This window comes from Streptomyces fuscigenes (assembly GCF_021556455.1).
In the GTDB taxonomy this organism is placed as follows: Bacteria; Actinomycetota; Actinomycetes; order Streptomycetales; family Streptomycetaceae; genus Streptomyces; species Streptomyces fuscigenes.
The window spans coordinates 1-20078 of sequence record NZ_JAKGCV010000061.1; the positions used below are offsets into that span (position 1 = coordinate 1).

Annotated in this window: 18 protein-coding genes and 1 pseudogene; 14 read left to right on the plus strand and 5 right to left on the minus strand. The window is 72.6% G+C overall.

Annotation, left to right across the window (positions count from 1 at the left end):
- Positions 1 to 136 precede the first annotated feature (136 nt).
- On the plus strand, positions 137 to 979 hold the full coding sequence (locus L1885_RS08680) for a sulfurtransferase (protein ID WP_235796435.1): 843 nt from the start codon (positions 137 to 139) through the stop codon (positions 977 to 979).
- A 314-nt stretch (positions 980 to 1293) separates the two neighbouring features.
- On the opposite strand, the gene sepH is transcribed toward L1885_RS08680, so the two are convergent.
- Entirely contained in the window at positions 1294 to 2382 is a 1089-nt protein-coding gene (gene sepH, locus L1885_RS08685; RefSeq protein ID WP_235796436.1) for a septation protein SepH, read from the minus strand.
- 455 nt (positions 2383 to 2837) lie between these two features.
- Between sepH and L1885_RS08690 the strand changes: the two genes are divergently transcribed.
- Positions 2838 to 3722, plus strand: a complete 885-nt coding sequence (locus L1885_RS08690; RefSeq protein ID WP_235796437.1) for a hypothetical protein — start codon at positions 2838 to 2840, stop codon at positions 3720 to 3722.
- 45 nt (positions 3723 to 3767) lie between these two features.
- Here the strand turns inward: L1885_RS08690 and L1885_RS08695 are convergent.
- Both L1885_RS08695 and L1885_RS08700 read right to left on the minus strand, forming a co-directional pair.
- Positions 3768 to 5069 (minus strand): annotated as a pseudogene (locus tag L1885_RS08695) (D-arabinono-1,4-lactone oxidase); the annotation flags it as partial.
- 7 nt (positions 5070 to 5076) lie between these two features.
- Entirely contained in the window at positions 5077 to 6462 is a 1386-nt protein-coding gene (locus L1885_RS08700) for an MFS transporter (RefSeq protein WP_235796439.1), read from the minus strand.
- Positions 6463 to 6589: 127 nt separating this feature from the next.
- On the opposite strand from L1885_RS08700, the gene L1885_RS08705 reads away from it, so the two are divergent.
- Positions 6590 to 7717: a ferrochelatase gene (locus tag L1885_RS08705; protein ID WP_235796440.1), complete on the plus strand. Its 1128-nt coding sequence runs from the start codon at positions 6590 to 6592 to the stop codon at positions 7715 to 7717.
- A 25-nt stretch (positions 7718 to 7742) separates the two neighbouring features.
- Positions 7743 to 8573, plus strand: coding sequence for an inositol monophosphatase family protein (locus L1885_RS08710; protein ID WP_235796441.1), 831 nt, complete (start codon positions 7743 to 7745; stop codon positions 8571 to 8573).
- Positions 8574 to 8729: 156 nt separating this feature from the next.
- On the opposite strand, the gene L1885_RS08715 is transcribed toward L1885_RS08710, so the two are convergent.
- Positions 8730 to 8903: a hypothetical protein gene (locus L1885_RS08715; RefSeq protein ID WP_235796442.1), complete on the minus strand. Its 174-nt coding sequence runs from the start codon at positions 8901 to 8903 to the stop codon at positions 8730 to 8732.
- Between the two features lie 426 nt (positions 8904 to 9329).
- Here L1885_RS08715 and L1885_RS08720 point away from each other — a divergent pair, with 426 nt between their 5' ends.
- From L1885_RS08720 to L1885_RS08735, 4 genes are all read left to right on the plus strand, one after another.
- The gene (locus L1885_RS08720) at positions 9330 to 9983 is read left to right on the plus strand and encodes a response regulator transcription factor (RefSeq protein WP_235796443.1); all 654 of its coding nucleotides are present in this window, start codon (positions 9330 to 9332) and stop codon (positions 9981 to 9983) included.
- Positions 9984 to 9987: 4 nt separating this feature from the next.
- Complete coding sequence (locus tag L1885_RS08725; protein ID WP_235796444.1) at positions 9988 to 11223, plus strand: sensor histidine kinase; 1236 nt, start codon at positions 9988 to 9990, stop codon at positions 11221 to 11223.
- 406 nt (positions 11224 to 11629) lie between these two features.
- Entirely contained in the window at positions 11630 to 11926 is a 297-nt protein-coding gene (locus L1885_RS08730; protein WP_030350183.1) for a DUF4193 domain-containing protein, read from the plus strand.
- 9 nt (positions 11927 to 11935) lie between these two features.
- On the plus strand, positions 11936 to 12865 hold the full coding sequence (locus tag L1885_RS08735) for an EcsC family protein (protein WP_235796445.1): 930 nt from the start codon (positions 11936 to 11938) through the stop codon (positions 12863 to 12865).
- 88 nt (positions 12866 to 12953) lie between these two features.
- Here L1885_RS08735 and L1885_RS08740 read toward each other — a convergent pair whose 3' ends face one another.
- Entirely contained in the window at positions 12954 to 13439 is a 486-nt protein-coding gene (locus tag L1885_RS08740) for a DUF3093 domain-containing protein (protein ID WP_235796446.1), read from the minus strand.
- 58 nt (positions 13440 to 13497) lie between these two features.
- Here L1885_RS08740 and dut point away from each other — a divergent pair, with 58 nt between their 5' ends.
- The 6 genes from dut to L1885_RS08770 all read left to right on the plus strand — a co-directional run bounded on the left by dut (position 13498) and on the right by L1885_RS08770 (position 19788).
- Positions 13498 to 14025, plus strand: coding sequence for a dUTP diphosphatase (gene dut / locus L1885_RS08745; RefSeq protein ID WP_235796447.1), 528 nt, complete (start codon positions 13498 to 13500; stop codon positions 14023 to 14025).
- 1 nt (position 14026) lies between these two features.
- Positions 14027 to 14812, plus strand: a complete 786-nt coding sequence (locus L1885_RS08750; RefSeq protein ID WP_235796448.1) for a DUF3710 domain-containing protein — start codon at positions 14027 to 14029, stop codon at positions 14810 to 14812.
- A 353-nt stretch (positions 14813 to 15165) separates the two neighbouring features.
- Positions 15166 to 15255 carry a K(+)-transporting ATPase subunit F gene (kdpF, locus tag L1885_RS29135; protein WP_235796449.1) on the plus strand — a complete coding sequence of 30 codons (90 nt, stop codon included), beginning with the start codon at positions 15166 to 15168 and terminating at the stop codon, positions 15253 to 15255.
- A 2-nt stretch (positions 15256 to 15257) separates the two neighbouring features.
- A complete protein-coding gene (gene kdpA / locus L1885_RS08760) occupies positions 15258 to 16946 on the plus strand; it encodes a potassium-transporting ATPase subunit KdpA (protein WP_235796450.1) in 1689 nt (562 codons plus the stop codon).
- Between the two features lie 32 nt (positions 16947 to 16978).
- The gene (gene kdpB / locus L1885_RS08765; RefSeq protein ID WP_372481897.1) at positions 16979 to 19090 is read left to right on the plus strand and encodes a potassium-transporting ATPase subunit KdpB; all 2112 of its coding nucleotides are present in this window, start codon (positions 16979 to 16981) and stop codon (positions 19088 to 19090) included.
- 5 nt (positions 19091 to 19095) lie between these two features.
- Positions 19096 to 19788 carry a potassium-transporting ATPase subunit C gene (locus L1885_RS08770; RefSeq protein WP_235796452.1) on the plus strand — a complete coding sequence of 231 codons (693 nt, stop codon included), beginning with the start codon at positions 19096 to 19098 and terminating at the stop codon, positions 19786 to 19788.
- Positions 19789 to 20078: the final 290 nt, after the last annotated feature.

A 20078-nucleotide genomic window follows, 5' to 3' on the forward strand; every position in this document is an offset into this window, starting at 1 on the left:
CCCCGCGGACCACGCCCGAGGGCGGCACGCCGCGACGGCGGGCCCAGGCGGGCCCAGGCGGGTCCGTGCGGGCCGTGCGGGCGGCGCGGACGCGCCCGCGGCGCGCCGCCGGCCGCCGGTGCGTGATGATGGGCGTATGACAGCCATCATCTCCGCCTCCGACCTGAGCGACGAACTGGCGGGAGCGCGGCCTCCCGTCCTGCTGGACGTGCGCTGGCGGCTGAGCACCGCGGGGGCCGGCGCGCCCGCGTTCGACGGCCGCGCGGAGTACGAGGCGGGGCACGTGCCCGGCGCCGTCTACGTGGACCTGGACGCGGAACTCGCGGGCCCGCCCGGTGAGCGGGGACGCCATCCCCTCCCCGACACCGCGGAGTTCGGCGCCGCGATGCGCCGTGCGGGCGTGCGCGCCGACACCCCCGTCGTCACCTACGACGGCGGCCAGGGCTGGGCCGCCGCCCGGGCCTGGTGGCTGCTGCGCTGGAGCGGCCACCCCGACGTCCGCGTCCTCGACGGCGGCCTCGCCGCCTGGGGGGACCGCCCGCTCGAGACCGGTGCGGCGACGCCCGAGGAGGGCGACTTCCTGCCCGTGCCGGGCACGCTGGCGCTGCTGGACGCCGACGGGGCCGCCGCGCTCGCCCGCGAGGGCCTGCTGCTGGACGCGCGGGCGGGGGAGCGCTACCGGGGCGAGGTCGAGCCCATCGACCGCGTCGGCGGGCACATCCCCGGCGCGGTCTCCGCGCCCACCACGGACAACGTGACCGCCGACGGCACCTTCCGCCCGGCCGCGGAACTCGCCGCCCGCTTCGCCGCGCTGGGCGCCGCAGAGGCGTCCGAGGTCGGCGTGTACTGCGGCTCCGGCGTCTCCGCCGCCCACCAGGTCCTCGCCCTCGAAGTGGCGGGCGTGCCGGCCGCGCTCTACGCGGGCTCCTGGTCGGAGTGGACGCAGGACGAGTCCCGCCCGGTCGCGACGGGCGCCTGAGCACGAAGCGGTCACCGCCGGGGGCCCGCAGGCCCCGGGCGGCGACCGCCGCCGTGGCTCGCCGCCGTCCCGCCCGGCACGTCCCGCGGCGCCGCGACGAGCAGCCGGGCGCGGTGACACAGAGACCGCGCCGTCCCGCCCGGCATCAGGTCCCCTGCGCCGGGGTCCACGCCGTGCGACCCGGTCAGGTCCCGGGCACCGCGACCCGTGCGCCGCGACCCGTGATCCGCCCGGGCACGCACGAGGGGCCCGTCCGCGCCTGCGCGCCGACGGGCCCCTCCTTCACGCTGCCCGCCCTTCCCGGGCGGAGCGTTTCACTCCTTCTTCTTGCGGCGCGTGCCGAAGACGATCTCGTCCCAGCTCGGCACCGCCGCGCGCCGCCCGGGGCGCACCCCGTCGGCCTCCGCCTGACGGTCCGTCGTCCCGGTCAGCCGCTCCCGGTGGCCGGCCACCGAGCGGGGCATCAGCACGTCCGCGTAGGCCGAACCGGCCGACGCCGCGGGCGCCACCGGCTCCTCCGCGTCCGGCTCCTCCACGATCTCCACCGGCTCCGGCTCGGACGGCGCGACACGCTCGGGGACGACCAGGTCCCCGCGGAAGCTCGGCACCGCCTCCAGCAGGCTCGTCAGGGAGTCCCGGTCGCGCTCGCGCGTCTCCTCGTCCTCCGGCTCCTCGGTGAGCGCCGGACGGTCGGAGAGGCGGTCGAACGCGCGGTCCATCGTGCGTTCCTGCCGCTCCCGGGGCAGCCGTGCGATGCGCGGCACGAACGGGAAGCTCGGCTCCTGCGCCATCACCGTGTCGTCGGTGTCGCCGATCAGCGCGCGCGCCTCGTCGTCGACGGCCTGCACCAGCCGGCGGGGCGGGTCGTACGTCCAGCTCGCGGAGTGCGCCTCGCCCGCCACCCGGTAGACGAGCAGCACCTCCCACGTGCCGTCGTCCCGGCGCCAGGAGTCCCACTGCACGGTGTCCTTCTCGGCGCCGCGCAGCAACAGGCGCTCCTGCACGGCCTCGCCGAGGGGCGGGCCCGCGTTCTCGCCGGGCCGCCGCACGGGGGTCTTCCGCGCCCGCTCGGCCATGAAGGCGCGCTCGGCCAGCACGGGCCCCTCGAAGCGGCGCACGCGGTCCACGGGGATGCCACCGAGCTGCGCGACCTCCTCGGCGGAGGCGCCCGCTCTTATACGGGCCTGGATGTCGCGGGGGCGGAGGTGGCTCTCCACCTCGATCTCGATCTGGCCCAGCCGCGCACGGTCGTTGCGGACGGCGGCGCGCAGCCGCTCGTCGATCGGAAGGGTGTATTCCGTACTGTCGGCAGCCTTGAGCACCAGTCGTGTGCCGTCGTTGGAGACGGCCACGACACGCAGTTCGGGCATGGGAACCTCCCGGGTGGTGCCTGCCGACGTCACGTGCGTCGCTGCTTCCGCTAGTCGAGTGTGGCCTGCCCGGGTGCAGCCTGCCACAACCTTGCCATGTTGCCCGGCGTGTCGGGCAGGAGCCCTGGATCGCCGTTATGGCACGGTTACCTACTTGCGACGCAGAGTGACATACCCGGTCACTCTGTGCAGCAGGTGTCCGTGCGGTGCATCGGCCCCGCCGGATCGAGTGCCACGTGCGGCCCCCTTCCGAAGGTCCCGGACAACCCTGCGAGAGTCCGGTTCCAGGGCTCGCAACAGTACTCCATTCGGGCCATCCGGGTGGAGTGACGCGCCGCTCTCCTTCCCCGGACCGCACGGGATCAAGCCTCCTGCACCCGCCCCCGGCCGTGTTGCCCTTCACACAATCTGCCGGATCGGAACCCCTCGCTTCGTTCATGTGTCCCCATCTGGTGCAAGCTGGGACAGTCGTCAAGCAAGGGCCGGAGATGGATCAGAAGCTGGACAGCGGTACGAAACGCTACGACAGCGGTGCAAACGAGGGCACGGAACAGAAGGGGAGACGGCTCGATCTGAGCGTCCCCCAGGTGGCCGGCAGCGCCCTGGCGGCCATCGCGGCGGCCGTCCTCGCCTCCCAGCTCGACGTGTACGGGACGATCATCGGCGCGGGCGTGGTCAGCGTGATCGCGACGTGCGGGGGATCGTTCTTCCACTACTTCTTCCGGCGCACGGGTGAGCAGCTGAGGGACGCGGCGGCGCAGGCGCGCCCGAGGGGACGTCAGGTCCCCGTGCGTGAGGCGCCCGTCCCCGGCGCCGCCGGGCGCGTCCTGCCCGACACGATGGACGTGCTCGGCGCCGGCTACGGCACGCCCACCACGCACCGGACCAGGCGGCGCGGATGGAAGCGCCCGGTGCTCGGCGCCGTCGTCGTCTTCGCCCTGGCCATGGTCTGCATCACGGGCTACGAGCTGGCGGCCGGCCACGACCTGGGCGGCAACGCCCGCACCACCATCGGTTCCGTCATGGGCGGACCGGGCGGCGGGCACCGGCACCAGGCGCCCTCCGGCGGCCCGTCGACGAGCGGCACGGACGGCGGCGGGCAGCGCGACGGCTCCGGCGCCACCGGCGGCACCGGCCCCGGCGCGTCGCACAGCCCCGGCGGGGAGCACGGCACGCGGCAGGGCGACGGGCAGGGCACGCGGAGCCCGGGCACGCACGACGCGACCGGCACCCCGACACCCCGCCCCTCCACCTCGGGCGGCGCGCAGAGCCCCGGTGACCCGACACCCACCCCGACACCGACCCCGTTGACGTCCACCGGGACCGGCGCGGACGGCGGCGCCGGGACGAGCGGCGCACCGGCCACGGGCTGACCCGCGCCGGTCCCCGTCACGCCGGCGCCGCCCGTCCGGGCCGGCTCAGTCGCCCAGCACCCTCCTGAGGTAGTCGTTGCCGAACACCCGCTCCGGGTCGAGCCGGTCGCGCAGCGCCCTGAACTCGCCGAAGCGCGGGTAGACCCCGGCCAGGTACTCCGCGTCCCTGGAGTGGATCTTCCCCCAGTGCGGCCGGCCGCCGTGCGCCACCATGATCCGCTCCACGGCGCCGAAGTACGCCTGGTACGGCGTTCCCCGGTACAGATGCACGGCGATGTACGCGCTGTCGCGGCCCGACGCCGTCGACAGCGCGATGTCGTCGGCCGGCGCCGTACGCACCTCGACCGGGAAGCTGACCCGCAGCGGAGAGCGGTCCACCATCGCCTTGACCTCCCGCAGCGCCGCGGGCGCCGCGGCCCGCGGCAGCGCGTACTCCATCTCCACGAAGCGCACCCGCCGCGGCGAGGTGAACACCTTGTAGGGGATGTCCGTGTACGTACGGGGGGACAGCGCGCGGCTAGACACCCGCGCGATGGCGGGGATCGCCATCGGGGCGGCGCGCCCCACCGAACAGGCGACCTTGAAGGCCCCGTTGGAGAGCAGCTCGTCGTCGAGCCAGGCCCGCAGCGCGGGCGGCGGCGCGGCCGGCCCGGCGGAGCGGTTGTTGCGCTTGGTGTTGCAGTTGCTGGTGTGCGGGAACCAGTAGAACTCGAAGTGCTCGTTGCCGGCGACGTGCTCCTCGAACTCGGCCAGCACCCGTTCGAGACCCATCGGCTCCTCGCGGGCCGTCAGCAGGAACACGGGCTCCACGGCGAACGTGACAGAGGACAGCACGCCGAGGGCGCCGAGCCCGACGCGCGCCGCCGCGAACACGTCCGCGTTCTCCCGGGCCGAGCAGCGCAGCAGCGAGCCGTCCGCCGTGACCAGCTCCAGCGCGGTGATCTGCGCCGCGATCGACGCCGACGCGCGGCCGGTGCCGTGCGTGCCGGTGGAGACCGCGCCCGCCACCGTCTGCGCCATGATGTCGCCCATGTTCGTGAGCGAGAGCCCCGCGCGGGCGAGCGCCGCGTTCAGCGTCCGCAGCGGGGTGCCGGCCGCCACGGTGACCGTGCCGGCGGCGCGGTCCAGTGCCAGGACCCCCGTCATCCGCTCGGGGCGTATCAGGACGCCGTCCGTGGCGGCCGCGGCGGTGAAGGAGTGGCCCGTGCCGACGGCCTTCACCTTCAACCCCTCGGCGGCGGCGCCGCGTACCGCGTCCGCCAGCTCCGCGGCCCCGCCGGGTGCGACGCTGCGCACGGGCCGGGCCGTGACGTTGCCCGCCCAATTGCGCCAGGTGCCGGCGGCGCCGGCCGGGTCACGCCAGGGGACGCGGGGCCTCCTGCCCGCCGGGTGCCTGCCCCGGCCCGCCGGTCCCTTCCCCGGCGCGGACCCGTCCGCTCCCGGGGAGGTCCCGGCCGTGCCCGTGCTCGTGCTGTTCGTGCTGTGCGTGCCGTTCGTGCTGTTCGAGGGGACCTTGCGGGACTCCATCGGCCTCACGCCCTTTTCGCCAGGACACGGTCGCCGGCCTGCTCAGCCGGCGGTGGCCGAGCACCGCCACCACGGCCGCGAGCGCCCCCGCCACTCCCGGCACCGCGTACCCCGCGCGCGCTCCCGCCGCGTCGACCACCCATCCCGCGGCCGACGAGCCGAGCGCGACGCCGACGGCGAGCCCGGTACTGGTCCAGGTCATGCCCTCCGTCAGCGCGCTGCGTGGTACGTGCGCCTCGACGAGGCCCATCGTCGACACCATGGTCGGTGCCACCGTGAGCCCCGCGACGAACAGCGCCACGGCCAGGAACGGCAGATTCCCGGCCAGTTGGAGGGGGATCATACTCACGGCCATCGCGACGACCCCCACGAGCCAGCGCCGGGCCACCGGCCCCGAGGGCCGCAGCAGGCCGAACGCGGCACCCGCGAGGCAGGACCCGAGCGCGTACACCGCGAGCACGAGGCTGGCGCTCGCCTTGTGGCCGAGCTCGTCGGCGAAGGCGACCGTCACCACGTCGACCGCGCCGAATATGGCCCCCGTCGCGACGAAGGTCAGCACGAGCACCTGCAACCCCACCGAGCGCAGCGCCGAGCGGCCCGTGTGCTCCTCCGGCGGGTGGGGGACCGGTTCCGTGGAGCGCTGCGCGCCGAGCCAGAGGACACCGGCGATCAGCAGGACCCCGGCGACCAGCGGGCCCGCCTCGGGAAACCACGCCGTCGACAGCCCGACGGAGAGGATCGGCCCGATGATGAAGCAGACCTCGTCGACCACCGACTCCCAGGAGTAGGAGGCGTGCAGCAGCGACGCCGAATCGCTGTGCAGCGCCGCCCAGCGGGCCCGCACCATCGCCCCCATGCTCGGCACGCACCCCACGCACGCCGCGAAGGCGAACAGCGTCCAGGAGGGGGCGCCCTGCTGGGTGCACACGAGCAGCCCCGCGAGCGCGGCCGCCGAGATCAGCGTGGCGGGCCCCATCGTCCGGCGCTGGCCGTGCCGGTCGACGAGGCGGGAGACCTGGGGGCCGAGCAGCGCGGCGGAGACCGCCATCGTCGCCGACAGCGCGCCCGCGAGCCGGTAGCGGCCGGTCAGCTGCGAGACCATCGTCACCACGCCGATGCCGGTCATCGACAGCGGCATCCGCCCGAGCAGGCCCGCCGCGCTGAACTTCCAGGCGCCGGGAGCGGCGAAGATCTCGCGATAGGGACTGGCCACGGCACGCTCCGGCGCTCTTCGGTGGGGAAACGGGGCGCACTTGTAAGGAATCAAATGCGTCCGTACAGGTTACGAGTTCCGCAGTGCCGGTTGTTCCGGAATATGTGTGCGATGGGAGGATCGGAGCATGCCCGATCAGCCAGCCACAGCCCCCTACGACGCCCTTCTCCTGCTGTCCTTCGGCGGACCCGAAGGGCCGGACGACGTCATTCCGTTCCTGGAGAACGTGACCCGCGGCCGCGGGATCCCGCGCGAGCGGCTCAAGGAGGTGGGGCAGCACTACTACCTCTTCGACGGGGTCAGCCCGATCAACGAGCAGAACCGGGCGCTCCTGGCCGCCCTGCGCACGGACTTCGCCGAGCACGGCCTCGACCTCCCCGTCCACTGGGGCAACCGGAACTGGGCGCCGTACCTCACCGACACCCTCCGCGAGATGACGAAGGCCGGCCACCGGCGCATCGCCGTCCTCGCCACCAGCGCGTACGCCTCGTACTCCGGCTGCCGCCAGTACCGGGAGAACCTCGCCGACTCGCTGGCGACCCTCCGGGCGGAGGGGCTGGAGCTGCCGCGCGTCGACAAGCTGCGGCACTACTTCAACCACCCCGGCTTCGTGCGGCCCATGGTCGACGGACTGCTCGCCTCGCTCGCCGACCTGCCCGAGGAGGTCCGCGCCGGCGCGCACCTGGCCTTCACGACCCACTCCATCCCGACGAGCGCGGCCGACACCTCCGGCCCCGAGCGGGTGCACGGCCACGGCGGCGCCTACGTCGCGGAGCACCTCGACGTCGCGCGGCTGATCGCGGACGCCGTGCGCGAGGAGACGGGCATCGAATACCCGTGGCGGCTCGTCTACCAGTCCCGCAGCGGCGCCCCGGGCACGCCCTGGCTGGAGCCCGACATCTGCGACCACCTGGAGACCCTGCACGGCCAGGGCGTGCCGGCCGTCGTGATGGTCCCGATCGGCTTCGTCTCCGACCACATGGAGGTCCTCTACGACCTCGACACCGAGGCCACGGCCAAGGCCGCGGAACTCGGGATGCCGGTGCGCCGCTCGCCCACCGTCGGCGCGGACCCCCGCTTCGCCGCCGCCGTGCGGGAACTGCTGCTGGAGCGCGCCGCGAGCGAGCGCGGCGAGGCGCCCGGGCGCTGCGCCCTCGGCGCGCTCGGACCGAGCCACGACCTGTGCCCGGTCGGCTGCTGCCCGGCCCGCACCCCCCGGCCCGCCGCGGCGGGCGCCGACAGTCCCTTCGCCTGACCGACCGAACCGCCAGGAGTCCCGAGTGAGTGACGCACAGGCCGCCCAGGCCGCACCCGATCCCGCCCTGACCGCGCGGCTGCTCGAACTCGCCCTCGAGGCGGCCGGCCGGGCGGGGGAGCTGCTGCGCGACGGCAGGCCCGACGACCTCGCCGTGGCCGCCACCAAGTCGAGCCCCATCGACGTCGTGACGGAGATGGACATCGCCGCGGAGAAGCAGATCACCGCGTTCCTCGCCCGCCACCGGCCGGACGACGGGATCCTCGGGGAAGAGGGGGCCAGCAGCGAGGGCACCACCGGCATCCGCTGGGTCGTCGACCCGCTGGACGGCACCGTCAACTACCTGTACGGCCTGCCCACCTGGGCGGTCTCCGTGGCCGTCCAGGTCCACGGCGAGACACTCGTCGGCGTGGTCGAGGCGCCCATGCGCCGCGAGACCTACCGCGCCGTGCGCGGCGGCGGCGCCTGGCTGGGGGAGCGCCGCCTCGCGGTGCGGCCCTCGCCCCCGCTGGACCAGGCGCTCGTGTCGACGGGCTTCAACTACGTGGCGTCCGTGCGCACGCACCAGGCAGCCGTCGCCCACCGGCTGATCCCGCGGCTGCGCGACATCCGGCGGGCCGGCTCGGCCGCGATCGACCTGTGCGACGTCGCCGCGGGCCGGCTCGACGGGTACTACGAGCGGGGGCTGCACCCCTGGGACTACGCCGCCGGCGACCTGATCGCCCGCGAGGCGGGCGCGCTGACCGGGGGCCGTCCGGGCGAGCCGCCGCACGACGGCCTCACCGTGGCCGCGTCGCCCGGCGTCTTCGGCCCGTTGCAGGAGCTGCTGGAGGAGTACGGCGCCTGGCACGACTGACCGTCCCGGGGCGGCCGGGCGGCCGCCGCCGCGAGCGGCGCGGTGTGCCGCCCGGCGCGACCGGCCCCGGGACGGCGAGAGGTCCCGGCGCCTTCGGGCACCGGGACCTCTCGTACGTGCTGCCGCGGGCGGGCGGCAAGGGTGGGCGGTCCGCGCTCAGGCGCTCGCCGCGCTCACCTCGACGCCGTGCTCGGCGGCGAGCCGGCGCAGATCCTCCAGCTCCTCCTGCTCCACATCGGCGAGGAACTCGTCGCCCTCTTCGCGGGCCTTCGTCAGGTCGGTTTCCGTGGTCCTTATGCGCTGCAGGAGTCCAGCGGTGAATGCGTCCATTGCGCCCCCTCGTCGTGGGTCAGCGGCACGGGGGTGTGCCGACGTGGTCGTCGGGTAGGCACGTGAGTGCCGACGGCGGGTGATCAGGAACCCTCTGCCTACTGGAAAACAGAACGCGGAAGGAACGACCGCGCACGGGTGTGATCTCGGGTGTGAAGGGCTCATCCCCAAGCCGTGCACGCAGGAAACCTCAACTTCTCCGGCGATCGCGCCTATTCCCGCCGGATCTTCGGCCCCTCCCGTCCCGCGCCCCCGCCGCCTCCCGTTCACCGCGCGTGGCCCGGGACCACCGCACAGCCACCGCGCGCGAGGGCCCCCGTCCGGCGTCTTACCGCCGGTTTACGCGGGAAAAGGGCAGGATGGGGGCGGTAGACGTGGAGAAACCCGCCCCCTCAGGGCGCGGGTCCCGAAGGAAGGACCAGGGACGTGCGCGTACTCGTCGTCGAGGACGAGCAGCTGCTCGCCGATGCGGTGGCCACCGGATTGCGCCGGGAGGCCATGGCCGTCGACGTCGTGTACGACGGTGCCGCGGCCCTCGAGCGCATCGGCGTGAACGACTACGACGTGGTCGTCCTCGACCGCGACCTGCCCCTCGTGCACGGCGACGACGTCTGCCGCCGGATCGTGGAGCTCGGCATGCCGACCAGGGTGCTGATGCTGACGGCCGCCGGCGACGTGAGCGACCGCGTCGAGGGGCTCGAACTGGGCGCCGACGACTACCTGCCGAAGCCCTTCGCCTTCACCGAGCTCACGGCCCGGGTCCGCGCCCTCGGCCGCCGTACGACCGTGCCGCTGCCGCCCGTCCTCGAACGCTCCGGGATCAAGCTCGACCCCAACCGCCGCGAGGTCTTCCGCGACGGCGGCGAGATCCAGCTCGCGCCGAAGGAGTTCGCCGTCCTCGAGGTGCTGATGCGCAGCGAGGGCGCCGTGGTCTCCGCGGAGCAGCTGCTGGAGAAGGCCTGGGACGAGAACACGGACCCCTTCACGAACGTCGTACGGGTGACGGTGATGACCCTGCGCAGGAAGCTGGGGGAGCCGCCGGTGATCGTCACGGTTCCCGGCTCCGGTTACCGGATCTGAGCCCGTGGCCTCCCACCCGACGCCCCCCGAGGCGCCACCGAAGCCCACCTGGGACCCGCGGTGGCCGGCCGAGCAGGTCGTGCCCTGGCTGCGCCCCACGATCCGCATACGCCTGACCCTGCTCTACGGCGGCATGTTCCTGATCGCGGGCATCCTGCTGCTGTCGATCATCTATCTGCTCGCCGCGCAGGCCCTGCACGTCGGCAGCGACCTGCCGTTCAAGATCGTGTACGGCTCGATCAGCAGCAACGTGTGCGACTTCAGCGGGAAGACGACCGCCGACCAGTTCAACAGCGCCATGAACGAGTGCGTGAACCACGAGCGCGCCCAGGCCCTGGACGACCTGCTCACGCGCTCGCTGTTCGCGCTGGTCGGCCTCACGATCATCGCGTTCGCCTTCGGCTACGCGATGGCCGGCCGGGTGCTGTCGCCGCTCGGCCGGATCACGCGCACGGCGCGGCGCGTCGTGGGCTCCGACCTGTCGCGGCGCATCGAGCTGGACGGGCCGGACGACGAGTTCAAGGAGCTGGCCGACACCTTCGACGAGATGCTGGAGCGGCTGGAGCGGGCGTTCTCCTCGCAGCAGCGGTTCGTCGCCAACGCCTCGCACGAGCTGCGCACGCCGCTCGCGATCAACAGGACGCTGCTGGAGGTGCACCTCTCCGATCCCGGGGCGCCGGTGGAACTCCAGCAGCTCGGCAGGACCCTGCTCGCGACCAACGAGCGCAGCGAGCAGCTCGTCGAGGGCCTGCTGCTGCTCGCCCGCAGCGAGAACCAGCTCGTGGAGCGAAAACCGGTCGATCTCGCCGAGGTCGCCGCGCGGGCCGTGGACCAGACCGCCGCCGAGGCGGACGACAAGGGCGTCGAGGTGCGTACGCAGTGTGCCCCCGCGGTCGTGCAGGGCAACGGCGTGCTGCTGGAGCGGATCGCGCTGAACCTCGTCCAGAACGCCGTCCGCTACAACGTGGCCGAGGGCGGCTGGGTCGAGGTGCGCACGCACCTCGACCAGGGCCAGGCGGTCCTGGAGGTGTCGAACACGGGACCGGTCGTGCCCGCGTACGAGGTCGACAACCTGTTCGAACCATTCCGGCGGCTGCGCACCGAGCGCACCGGCAGCGACAAGGGCGTGGGCCTCGGGCTCTCCATCGCACGCTCGGTCGCCCGGGCGCACGGGGGGCGCATCGCGGCGGAACCGCGCGAGGGGGGCGGACTCGTGATGCGTGTCACGTTGCCGGTGTGAGTCGGCGCCCCCGGTTTTGCGGGGGCCCGGACTTTGTTCGCTTTGCGCGGAATTTTCGGCATGGCGTGTGATCGGTCGTATGTGCGACGGATCACAGGAATGTTTTCGCGCCCATCTACGTTCAGTGATCAAACATCTGTCGGAAGGCCGGTAAAGTCCGGGTTTCCGGGGGGTGTGATGACGGGAAGTACACGAGGTGGTGCCTGCATCGCACGACCTCGGGACCGTGTACGGTCCCCTTCGCCACCCGGAGCCGATCATTCGTGAGCAGCGCACTTGGGTGTCGATTGAGTAACAGACCTTGATGTGAGGCAAAATCTCCGCCTCAGGTCGGGCACAAGTCCGGCCTCTTATGCGTTACGTGCGCTGAAGACACCACAGACACCCACAGGGGGAGAGCACCGAGATGGCTACCGACTACGACACCCCACGCAAGACGGACGACGACGTCGACCAGGACAGCCTGGAAGAGCTGAAGGCCCGCCGGAACGACAAGTCGACCTCCGCGGTCGACGTGGACGAGTTCGAGCAGGCCGAGGGCCTGGAGCTGCCCGGCGCCGACCTCTCCAACGAGGAGCTGTCGGTCCGCGTCCTGCCCCGCCAGGCCGACGAGTTCACCTGCATGAGCTGCTTCCTCGTCCACCACAGGTCGCAGCTCGCGCGGGAGAAGAACGGCCAGCCGATCTGCCGCGACTGCGACTGAGATCCGGCTGTGGCAGGCGATCCGCCCTCCAGGAAGCGGCGCTTCCGGCGGGGCTCCGGGGCCGAGACGCCGGCGGAGCTCCCGGACGGCCCTGACCGGGCACGAACCGGCCGCCAGGGCCGCGGCGAGGGTTCCGCCGACCCCTTGCCCCCGGACACGGCACACGAGGACGAGCGGGGCCGTCAGGCCTCGCTCGAGGCTGCACGCGACGGGTCCGACCAGCCCACCGCGCCCAGAGGCCGCCTCGATGCCGTGAAGAGGGGCGTCCGCAGGAGCGGCGCGGGCGCGAAGGCCGGCCTCGGATTCGTCGCCGACCGCATCATCGACATCGCGCCGCGCATCCCCGTCCGCGATCTGGAGACCTTGCGCCGCCAGTTCCCCGGGCTCGGCCCCGAGGAGATCGCCGACAAGCTGGTCAGCGGCGCGGCCGCGACGAGCGCGACGGTGGGCGCCGGTGTGGGCGCCGCCGCGATGCTGCCGGTCCCGCCGGCCCTCCCGGCCGAGCTGGCCGCCGAGATCACGGCCGTGGCGGCCGTCGAGATCAAGCTCATCGCCGAACTGCACGAGGTCTACGGCTGCCGCCCGCCCGGCGGGCTCAAGGAGCGCGGCCTCGCCTACGTCCGCTCCTGGAGCGAGGAGCGCGGCGTGGACGTCAGGAAGCCCGCGACGTTCAACGGTGCCCTCAGCGGCCCCGTGAGGCGCGAGTTGCGCCAGCAGATCATGAAGCGCACGGTCCGCAGCCTGCCGAACCTCGTTCCGTTCATGATCGGTGCGGCCGTCGGCGCGTTGATGAACCGGCGCGACACCAAGCACGTCGCGGAACACGTCCGCAAGGACCTGCGCAGGATGCAGGTGGCCTGGGACGACCTGCCGGCGCTCCCGCCGATCGAGCGGCCCGCCGAGCTGCCGCCGGAACTCCCGCGGGAACTCGGCCGCTGAGCCGGCGCCGCCGAGTGTGCCGCGCGGGCTCCTCGGTCATGCGTCCGCCCAGCCGGCGCCGGGCGATCCAGGGCCGTCCGGCGCGCCCTCAGGCCTCGGCGCGGGTGCCGCGCTCCTCGGGCGTCCGAGCCGCCTCCAGGGCCGCCGCGAGGGCCATCGGGTCGCGCGTCGAGAGGTACGCGTACGGCGTCGGGTCACCCGGGTCGGTGATGATCACCCGAAGTGCCGTGGGCACGTAGCTGCGCAGCAGCATGAAGGCCCGGGGATCCGCCTTGTGCAGCCGCCAGGCGCGGGTCTCCTCCGGGTCGAGCGGCTCGCACTCCCCGAGCGCGGCCAGCGGGATCTTCGCGTCCCCGGCGACGAGCGCGTCGCCCACGACGCGGATGCGCACGGAGCCGTACGAACTGACGCAGCCCATCGCGATCGCGCCGACGCCCACCAGGCCCGCGAGCATGGGGATCGGCCCGAGCGGGAGCAGGATCAGCCCGCCGCAGACGCCGAACAGGGCGGCGATGGCCCACCACGTCTTGGGGGCGGTGAGACGTTCTTCGTAGCGCAGGGCGGAAGGCTCCATGGGGGCTAGCTTGGCACGGGGCCCTGTGGGCCCTGCCGCGCGGGTAAGGTCTGCGCATGTGAGCCACACCCCACAAAGATCGCCCGTCGATGTCCTCGTCCGCCGCGTCGACCCCACGGTCCCCCTCCCCGAGTACGGGCATCCCGGCGACGCGGGCGCCGACCTGGTGACCACGGAGGCGGCCGAGCTGGCCCCCGGCGAGCGGGCCGTCCTGCCGACCGGGGTGTCGATCGCCCTCCCCGACGGGTACGCGGCCTTCGTGCACCCCCGTTCCGGCCTGGCAGCACGGTGCGGAGTGGCTCTCGTGAATGCCCCGGGGACGGTCGATGCCGGGTACCGTGGAGAGATCAAGGTGATCGTGGTCAATCTGGACCCGCGCGAGAGCGTGCGGTTCGAGCGGTTCGACCGGATTGCCCAACTGGTTGTCCAGCAGGTCGAGAAGGTCCGCTTCCACGAGGTGGCGGAGCTTCCCGGATCCGCGAGGGCCGAGGGGGGCTTCGGGTCCACCGGTGGTCATGCCGCCACGGACGGTGCACAGGGTGGGAATCGATACGCTTCGGTCGTATCCGACCGGGAAGGACAGTGACGTGTTCGGACGTCGCAAGAAGAATGGTTCCGCAGAGGACGCGACGGACGCAGCGGGCGAGGACGAGACGTTCCTCGACGGCACTGACGCCGACGAAGGCGGGACGGCGGCCGAGGCGGGCGGTGGCCGCCGGGTGAACCTCCCTCCGGCGCCCCGGCCGGACGGGCCCTGGGACAGCACCGAGGTCTCCAAGCCGGACGACGGCAGGGTCGATCTCGGCGGCATGTTCGTGCCCGGCGTCGAGGGCATGGAGCTGCGGGTCGAGGTGGCCGGGGACGCGATCGTCGCCGCCACCGTGGTCCTGCGCGACAGCGCGGTGCAGCTGCAGGCGTTCGCCGCCCCGAAGAACGAGGGCATCTGGGGCGAGGTCCGCGAGGAGATCGCGACCGGGATCACGCAGCAGGGCGGCATCATCGACGAGGTCGAGGGCCCCCTCGGCTGGGAGCTTCGGGCCCAGGTGCCCGTGCAGCTCCCGGACGGCACGGGCGGGGTGCAGCTCGTGCGCTTCGTCGGCGTCGACGGTCCCCGGTGGTTCCTGCGCGGAGTGATCTCCGGCCAGGGCGCCGTGCAGCCCGAGACCGCGGGCCTGCTCGAGCAGGTCTTCCGGGACACGGTCATCGTGCGCGGCGAGGGGCCGATGGCCCCCCGCGACCCGATCGTGCTCAAGCTGCCGAACGACGCGCAGATGGTGCCCGAGGGCGTGCAGCAGGAGGAGCAGGAGGGCTCCCGCTTCTCCGGCGGCATGGGCCAGCTCCAGCGCGGCCCCGAGATCACCGAGGTGCGCTGAACCGCGACGGGCACCGGCGCCCCGGGCACACGCCCGGGCGCGCCGAACGCGGAAAGACAATCTGACGCGGAACATCGCCGAGCGGCGGGCCGTACTCCATCGAACGGAGTGCGGCCCGCCGCTCTTTGCGCTGGTCACGGCCGGGCGTATATGGACTCCGTAAAGGGCGCCACAGACGCCGTATGGGAGCCGTCAACGCAGGTCGAGTTCTCCCTTTCAGGGGGTTTCCTCGGAACGTCAGACTTTCCGCTTTCACTTCTCTAGGAGCACACGATGGCCGACGTGGCCTTCGTCCTCACCACGCTGGCGACGTTCGCGCTGGTGGCTGTCATCGCGAAGGCGGTGACGAAGCTGTGAGCGTCGAGAACATCATCGGGCTCGCGGTAGCCGTCGTCCTGCTGGTCTACCTGGTAGCAGCGCTCGTCTTCCCGGAGAGGTTCTGAGCATGGGCCCCGTACCCTCCGCCGTGCTCCAGCTGTTCGCCATGATCGTGGTGCTCGGCCTGGTGTATCGCCCTCTCGGCGACTACATGGCGCGCGTCTACCAGTCGAAGAAGCACCTGAGAGTCGAGAAGTGGCTCTACCGGTGCGTCGGAGCCGACCCCGACACCGAGATGCGCTGGCCGGCCTACCTGCGCGGTGTCCTCGCGTTCTCCGTGGTCAGCCTGCTCTTCCTCTACCTGATGCAGCGCATGCAGGGAGTCCTCCCGGGCTCCCTCGGCTTCGCGGCCGTCAGCCCGGCGCAGTCCTTCAACACCGCGGCCTCGTTCGTCGCCAACACCAACTGGCAGTCGTACTCCGGCGAGCAGACCATGGGGCACGTCGTCCAGACGGGCGGCCTCGCGGTCCAGAACTTCGTCTCGGCCGCCGTCGGCATGGCCGTGGCCATCGCGCTCGTGCGCGGCTTCGCCCGCGCCCGCAGCGGCGAACTGGGCAACTTCTGGGCGGACCTGGTGCGCGGCACCGTCCGCATCCTGCTGCCCATAGCGTTCCTCGGCGCCGTCGCGCTCGTCGCCATGGGCGCCATCCAGAACTTCGCGGGCATCCACGAGGTCGGCCAGTTCATGGGCGGATCGCAGCAGTGGAACGGCGGCGCCGTCGCCTCCCAGGAGGCGATCAAGGAGCTCGGCACCAACGGCGGCGGCTACTTCAACGCCAACTCCGCCCACCCCTTCGAGAACCCGAACGGCCTCTCGAACCTGCTGCAGATCTTCCTCATCCTGGTGATCCCCTTCGCGCTGACCCGCACCTTCGGCACGATGGTCGGCTCGGTCAAGCAGGGCTACGCGATCCTCGCCGCGATGGCCGCCATCTGGATCGGCTTCAGCGCGCTGATGATGTGGACCGAATTCCACCACGGCGGCCCGGCGTTCAACATCGCCGGCGCCTCCCTGGAGGGCAAGGAGACCCGCTTCGGCGTGGGCGGCTCGTCGCTGTTCGCCACGACCACCACCCTCACCTCCACCGGCGCGGTCGACTCGTTCCACTCGTCGTACACCGGCTTCGGCGGCGGCCTGACGATGCTGGGCATGATGCTCGGCGAGGTCGCGCCCGGCGGCGTCGGCTCCGGCCTGTACGGCATGCTGATCCTCGCGGTCATCGCCGTGTTCGTGGCCGGCCTGATGGTGGGGCGCACGCCCGAGTACCTGGGCAAGAAGATCGGCACCCGCGAGATGAAGTTCGCGGCGTGCTACATCCTGATCACGCCCACCCTCGTGCTCGTCTTCACCGCCCTGTCCGTGGCATTCGCCACCCCGCCGCACTCGATCCTCAACACGGCGTCGACGGCGGTGTCCGGCTCCCACGCGCACGGGTTCTCCGAAATCCTGTACGCCTTCACCTCGGGAGCCAACAACAACGGCTCGGCCTTCGCGGGCCTCAACGCCAACACCGACTGGTACAACACGACCATCGGACTGGCGATGCTCCTCGGCCGCTTCGTCCCCATGGTCTTCGTCCTGGCGCTCGCCGGCTCCCTCGCCGAGCAGAAGCCCGTCCCGGAGTCCATGGGCACCCTCCGTACCCACAAACCGCTGTTCGCCACCCTGCTCGTCGGCACGACCGTGCTCGTCACCGGCCTGACGTACTTCCCCTCGCTGGCGCTCGGTCCCATCGCCGAGGGGCTCTCGTCATGACCCCCTCCCGCAGGAAGCAAGAGGACGAATCCATGTCCACCATCCCTCCCACGCGTGCGCCGCACCCGGACGTGCCCTCGGGGCACGGCCCCGGGAGCGGACGCGTGGGGAGCGGTCTCTTCGACCCCTCCGCACTCCTCAAGTCCTTCCCCGAGGCGTGCAGGAAGCTCGACCCCCGGGTGATGGTCAAGTCTCCCGTCATGTTCGTGGTCGAGGTCGGATCCGTACTGACCACCGCCTACGCCTTCAAGACGCCCGGCGACTGGTTCGGCTGGGCCGTCGCCGCCTGGCTGTGGCTGACGACGATCTTCGCCAACCTGGCGGAGGCCGTCGCCGAGGGCCGCGGCAAGGCCCAGGCCGACACCCTGCGCAAGGCCAAGACCGACACCGTCGCGCGTCGCCTGAACGCCGGCGCGGAGGAGCACGTCCCCGGCACCGAACTGCGCATCGGCGACCTGGTCGTCTGCGAGGCGGGCGACGTGATCCCCGGCGACGGCGACGTCGTCGAGGGCGTGGCCTCCGTCGACGAGTCCGCCATCACCGGCGAGTCCGCCCCCGTGATCCGCGAGTCCGGAGGCGACCGCAGCGCCGTCACCGGCGGCACGAAGGTCCTCTCCGACCGGGTGGTCGTCAAGATCACGACCAAGCCCGGCGAGACCTTCATCGACCGGATGATCAAGTTGGTCGAGGGCGCCGCGCGGCAGAAGACGCCCAACGAGATCGCGCTGAACATCCTGCTCGCCTCGCTGACGATCGTCTTCCTCATAGCGGTCGTCACCCTCCAGCCGTTCGCGTCGTTCGCCGGCGACCCGCAGACCAGCATCGTGCTCATCGCCCTGCTCGTCTGCCTGATCCCGACGACCATCGGCGCCCTGCTGTCCGCCATCGGCATCGCGGGCATGGACCGGCTGGTGCAGCGCAACGTGCTCGCCATGTCCGGACGGGCCGTCGAGGCCGCGGGCGACGTCTCGACGCTGCTGCTCGACAAGACCGGCACCATCACCCTCGGCAACCGCCAGGCCGCGGAGTTCGTCCCCGTCCAGGGCGTCGACGAAGGGCAACTGGCCGACGCGGCGCAGCTGTCCTCGCTCGCCGACGAGACGCCGGAGGGCCGCTCCGTCGTCGTCCTCGCCAAGGAACGCCACGGGCTGCGCGAGCGCACCCGGGGCGAACTGGCCGGCGCCGAATGGATCGAGTTCACCGCGCAGACGCGCATGTCCGGGGTCGACCTCGCGGAGAACGGCGGCACGCGCCGGGTCCGCAAGGGCGCCGCGGGCTCCGTCGTCGCCTGGGTGACCGACAACGGCGGAACCGTCGCCGACGGCGCGCAGGCCCTCACCGACCGCATCTCCGAGGCCGGCGGCACCCCGCTGCTGGTCGCCGAGGCGGACGCCCGCGGCGCCCGGGTGCTGGGCGTGATCCACCTCAAGGACGTCGTGAAGGAGGGCATGCGCGAACGCTTCGACGAGCTGCGGCGCATGGGCATCAAGACCGTCATGATCACGGGCGACAACCCGCTGACCGCCCGGGCCATCGCGGAGGAGGCCGGCGTCGACGACTTCCTCGCCGAGGCGACGCCCGAGGACAAGATGGCGCTGATCCGGCGCGAGCAGTCCGGCGGCAAGCTCGTCGCCATGACGGGCGACGGCACCAACGACGCCCCGGCCCTCGCGCAGGCGGACGTCGGCGTGGCCATGAACACCGGCACCTCGGCCGCCAAGGAGGCCGGGAACATGGTGGACCTGGACTCCAACCCGACCAAGCTCATCGAGATCGTCGAGATCGGCAAGCAGCTGCTCATCACGCGCGGCGCCCTGACGACCTTCTCCATCGCCAACGACGTGGCGAAGTACTTCGCGATCCTGCCCGCGATGTTCGCCGTGGCCTACCCGGGCCTCGACAGGCTGAACATCATGCGCCTGGACTCCCCCCAGTCCGCGATCATGTCCGCGGTCATCTTCAACGCGCTGATCATCATCGCGCTGGTGCCGCTGTCCCTCAAGGGCGTCCGCTACCGGCCGCAGAGCGCCGACCGGATGCTCCGCAGGAACCTTCTGATCTACGGGCTCGGCGGGCTGATCTCCCCGTTCATCGGCATCAAGATCATCGACCTGATCATCTCCCTCTTCCCCGGCGTCGGGTGACCACCATGGCCAACAGCAGCACTTCCGCAGCCGCCACCGCGCGACTGCTCCTGGCGGGGCTCCGCGCCCTGCTCGTCCTCTCCGTCCTCACCGGCGTGATCTACCCGCTGGTCGTCACCGGGGTCGCGCAGGCCGCGTTCCCCGGCCGCGCCAACGGCTCCGAGATCAAGGACCACGGCAAGGTCGTCGGCTCCTCGTCCATCGGGCAGACCTACGACCTGCCCCTGAAGAAGGGGCAGGAGAGCCCGGACCCCGACCTGCACTGGTTCCAGCCGCGCCCCTCCGCGGGCCTCGGCTCCAACCGGGCCAACGGGTTCAACACGCAGTACGACCTGCTCGTGTCCGGCGCCTCCAACCTGGCCGGCAACAACAAGGACCTGATCTCGGCGGTCAAGGACCGCAAGGCGGCCGTCGTCAAGGACAACTCGGTGCCCGGGTACACGGTCAGGCCCTCGCAGGTGCCGGCGGACGCCGTCACCTCCTCGGGCTCGGGCCTCGACCCGGACATCTCGCCCGCGTACGCGAACCTGCAGGTCCACCGCGTCGCCGAGGTCAACCACCTGACCGTCGCGCAGGTCCAGAAGATCGTCGACGACCACGCGAAGGGCCGCATCCTCGGCTTCGTGGGCGACCCGAGGGTCGACGTCCTGCAGCTCAACATCGCGGTCAAGGACCTGGTGGCCGCACACAAGGGCTGAGCCCCCGCGCACGCCGCGGCGGCCCCCTCCCGACGGGAACGGGGCCGCCGCGGCCGTGTCCGTACGCGCGTGCGTCCGCCATACTGACGGCCGGACGGCCGCCGCCGGGGAGGACCCGGCGCGGGGGCCAGGCCGTACGCGGGGGGTACGCGGCGGCGGCGCCGCACCGGCCGGGACCTCCCGGTCGGGCGCGGCCGGGGACACGAACGACGCCCCGCACACGGCACGACGTCCGTGCGGAGCGGACAGGGGGACGCGTGAGCAAGAACGACAGGGCCCGCGGCACCGGC

What these genes read in the sequence shown, in the direction of transcription:
- kdpA (WP_235796450.1), top strand. Translation starts at nt 15,258, where the DNA reads ATGGGCCCCGTACCCTCCGCCGTGCTCCAGCTGTTCGCCATGATCGTG.
- L1885_RS08715 (WP_235796442.1), bottom strand. Translation starts at nt 8,903, where the DNA reads ATGGACGCATTCACCGCTGGACTCCTGCAGCGCATAAGGACCACGGAA.
- L1885_RS08680 (WP_235796435.1), top strand. Translation starts at nt 137, where the DNA reads ATGACAGCCATCATCTCCGCCTCCGACCTGAGCGACGAACTGGCGGGA.
- L1885_RS08705 (WP_235796440.1), top strand. Translation starts at nt 6,590, where the DNA reads ATGCCCGATCAGCCAGCCACAGCCCCCTACGACGCCCTTCTCCTGCTG.
- L1885_RS08690 (WP_235796437.1), top strand. Translation starts at nt 2,838, where the DNA reads ATGGATCAGAAGCTGGACAGCGGTACGAAACGCTACGACAGCGGTGCA.
- L1885_RS08740 (WP_235796446.1), bottom strand. Translation starts at nt 13,439, where the DNA reads ATGGAGCCTTCCGCCCTGCGCTACGAAGAACGTCTCACCGCCCCCAAG.
- L1885_RS08730 (WP_030350183.1), top strand. Translation starts at nt 11,630, where the DNA reads ATGGCTACCGACTACGACACCCCACGCAAGACGGACGACGACGTCGAC.
- L1885_RS08770 (WP_235796452.1), top strand. Translation starts at nt 19,096, where the DNA reads ATGGCCAACAGCAGCACTTCCGCAGCCGCCACCGCGCGACTGCTCCTG.
- kdpB (WP_372481897.1), top strand. Translation starts at nt 16,979, where the DNA reads ATGTCCACCATCCCTCCCACGCGTGCGCCGCACCCGGACGTGCCCTCG.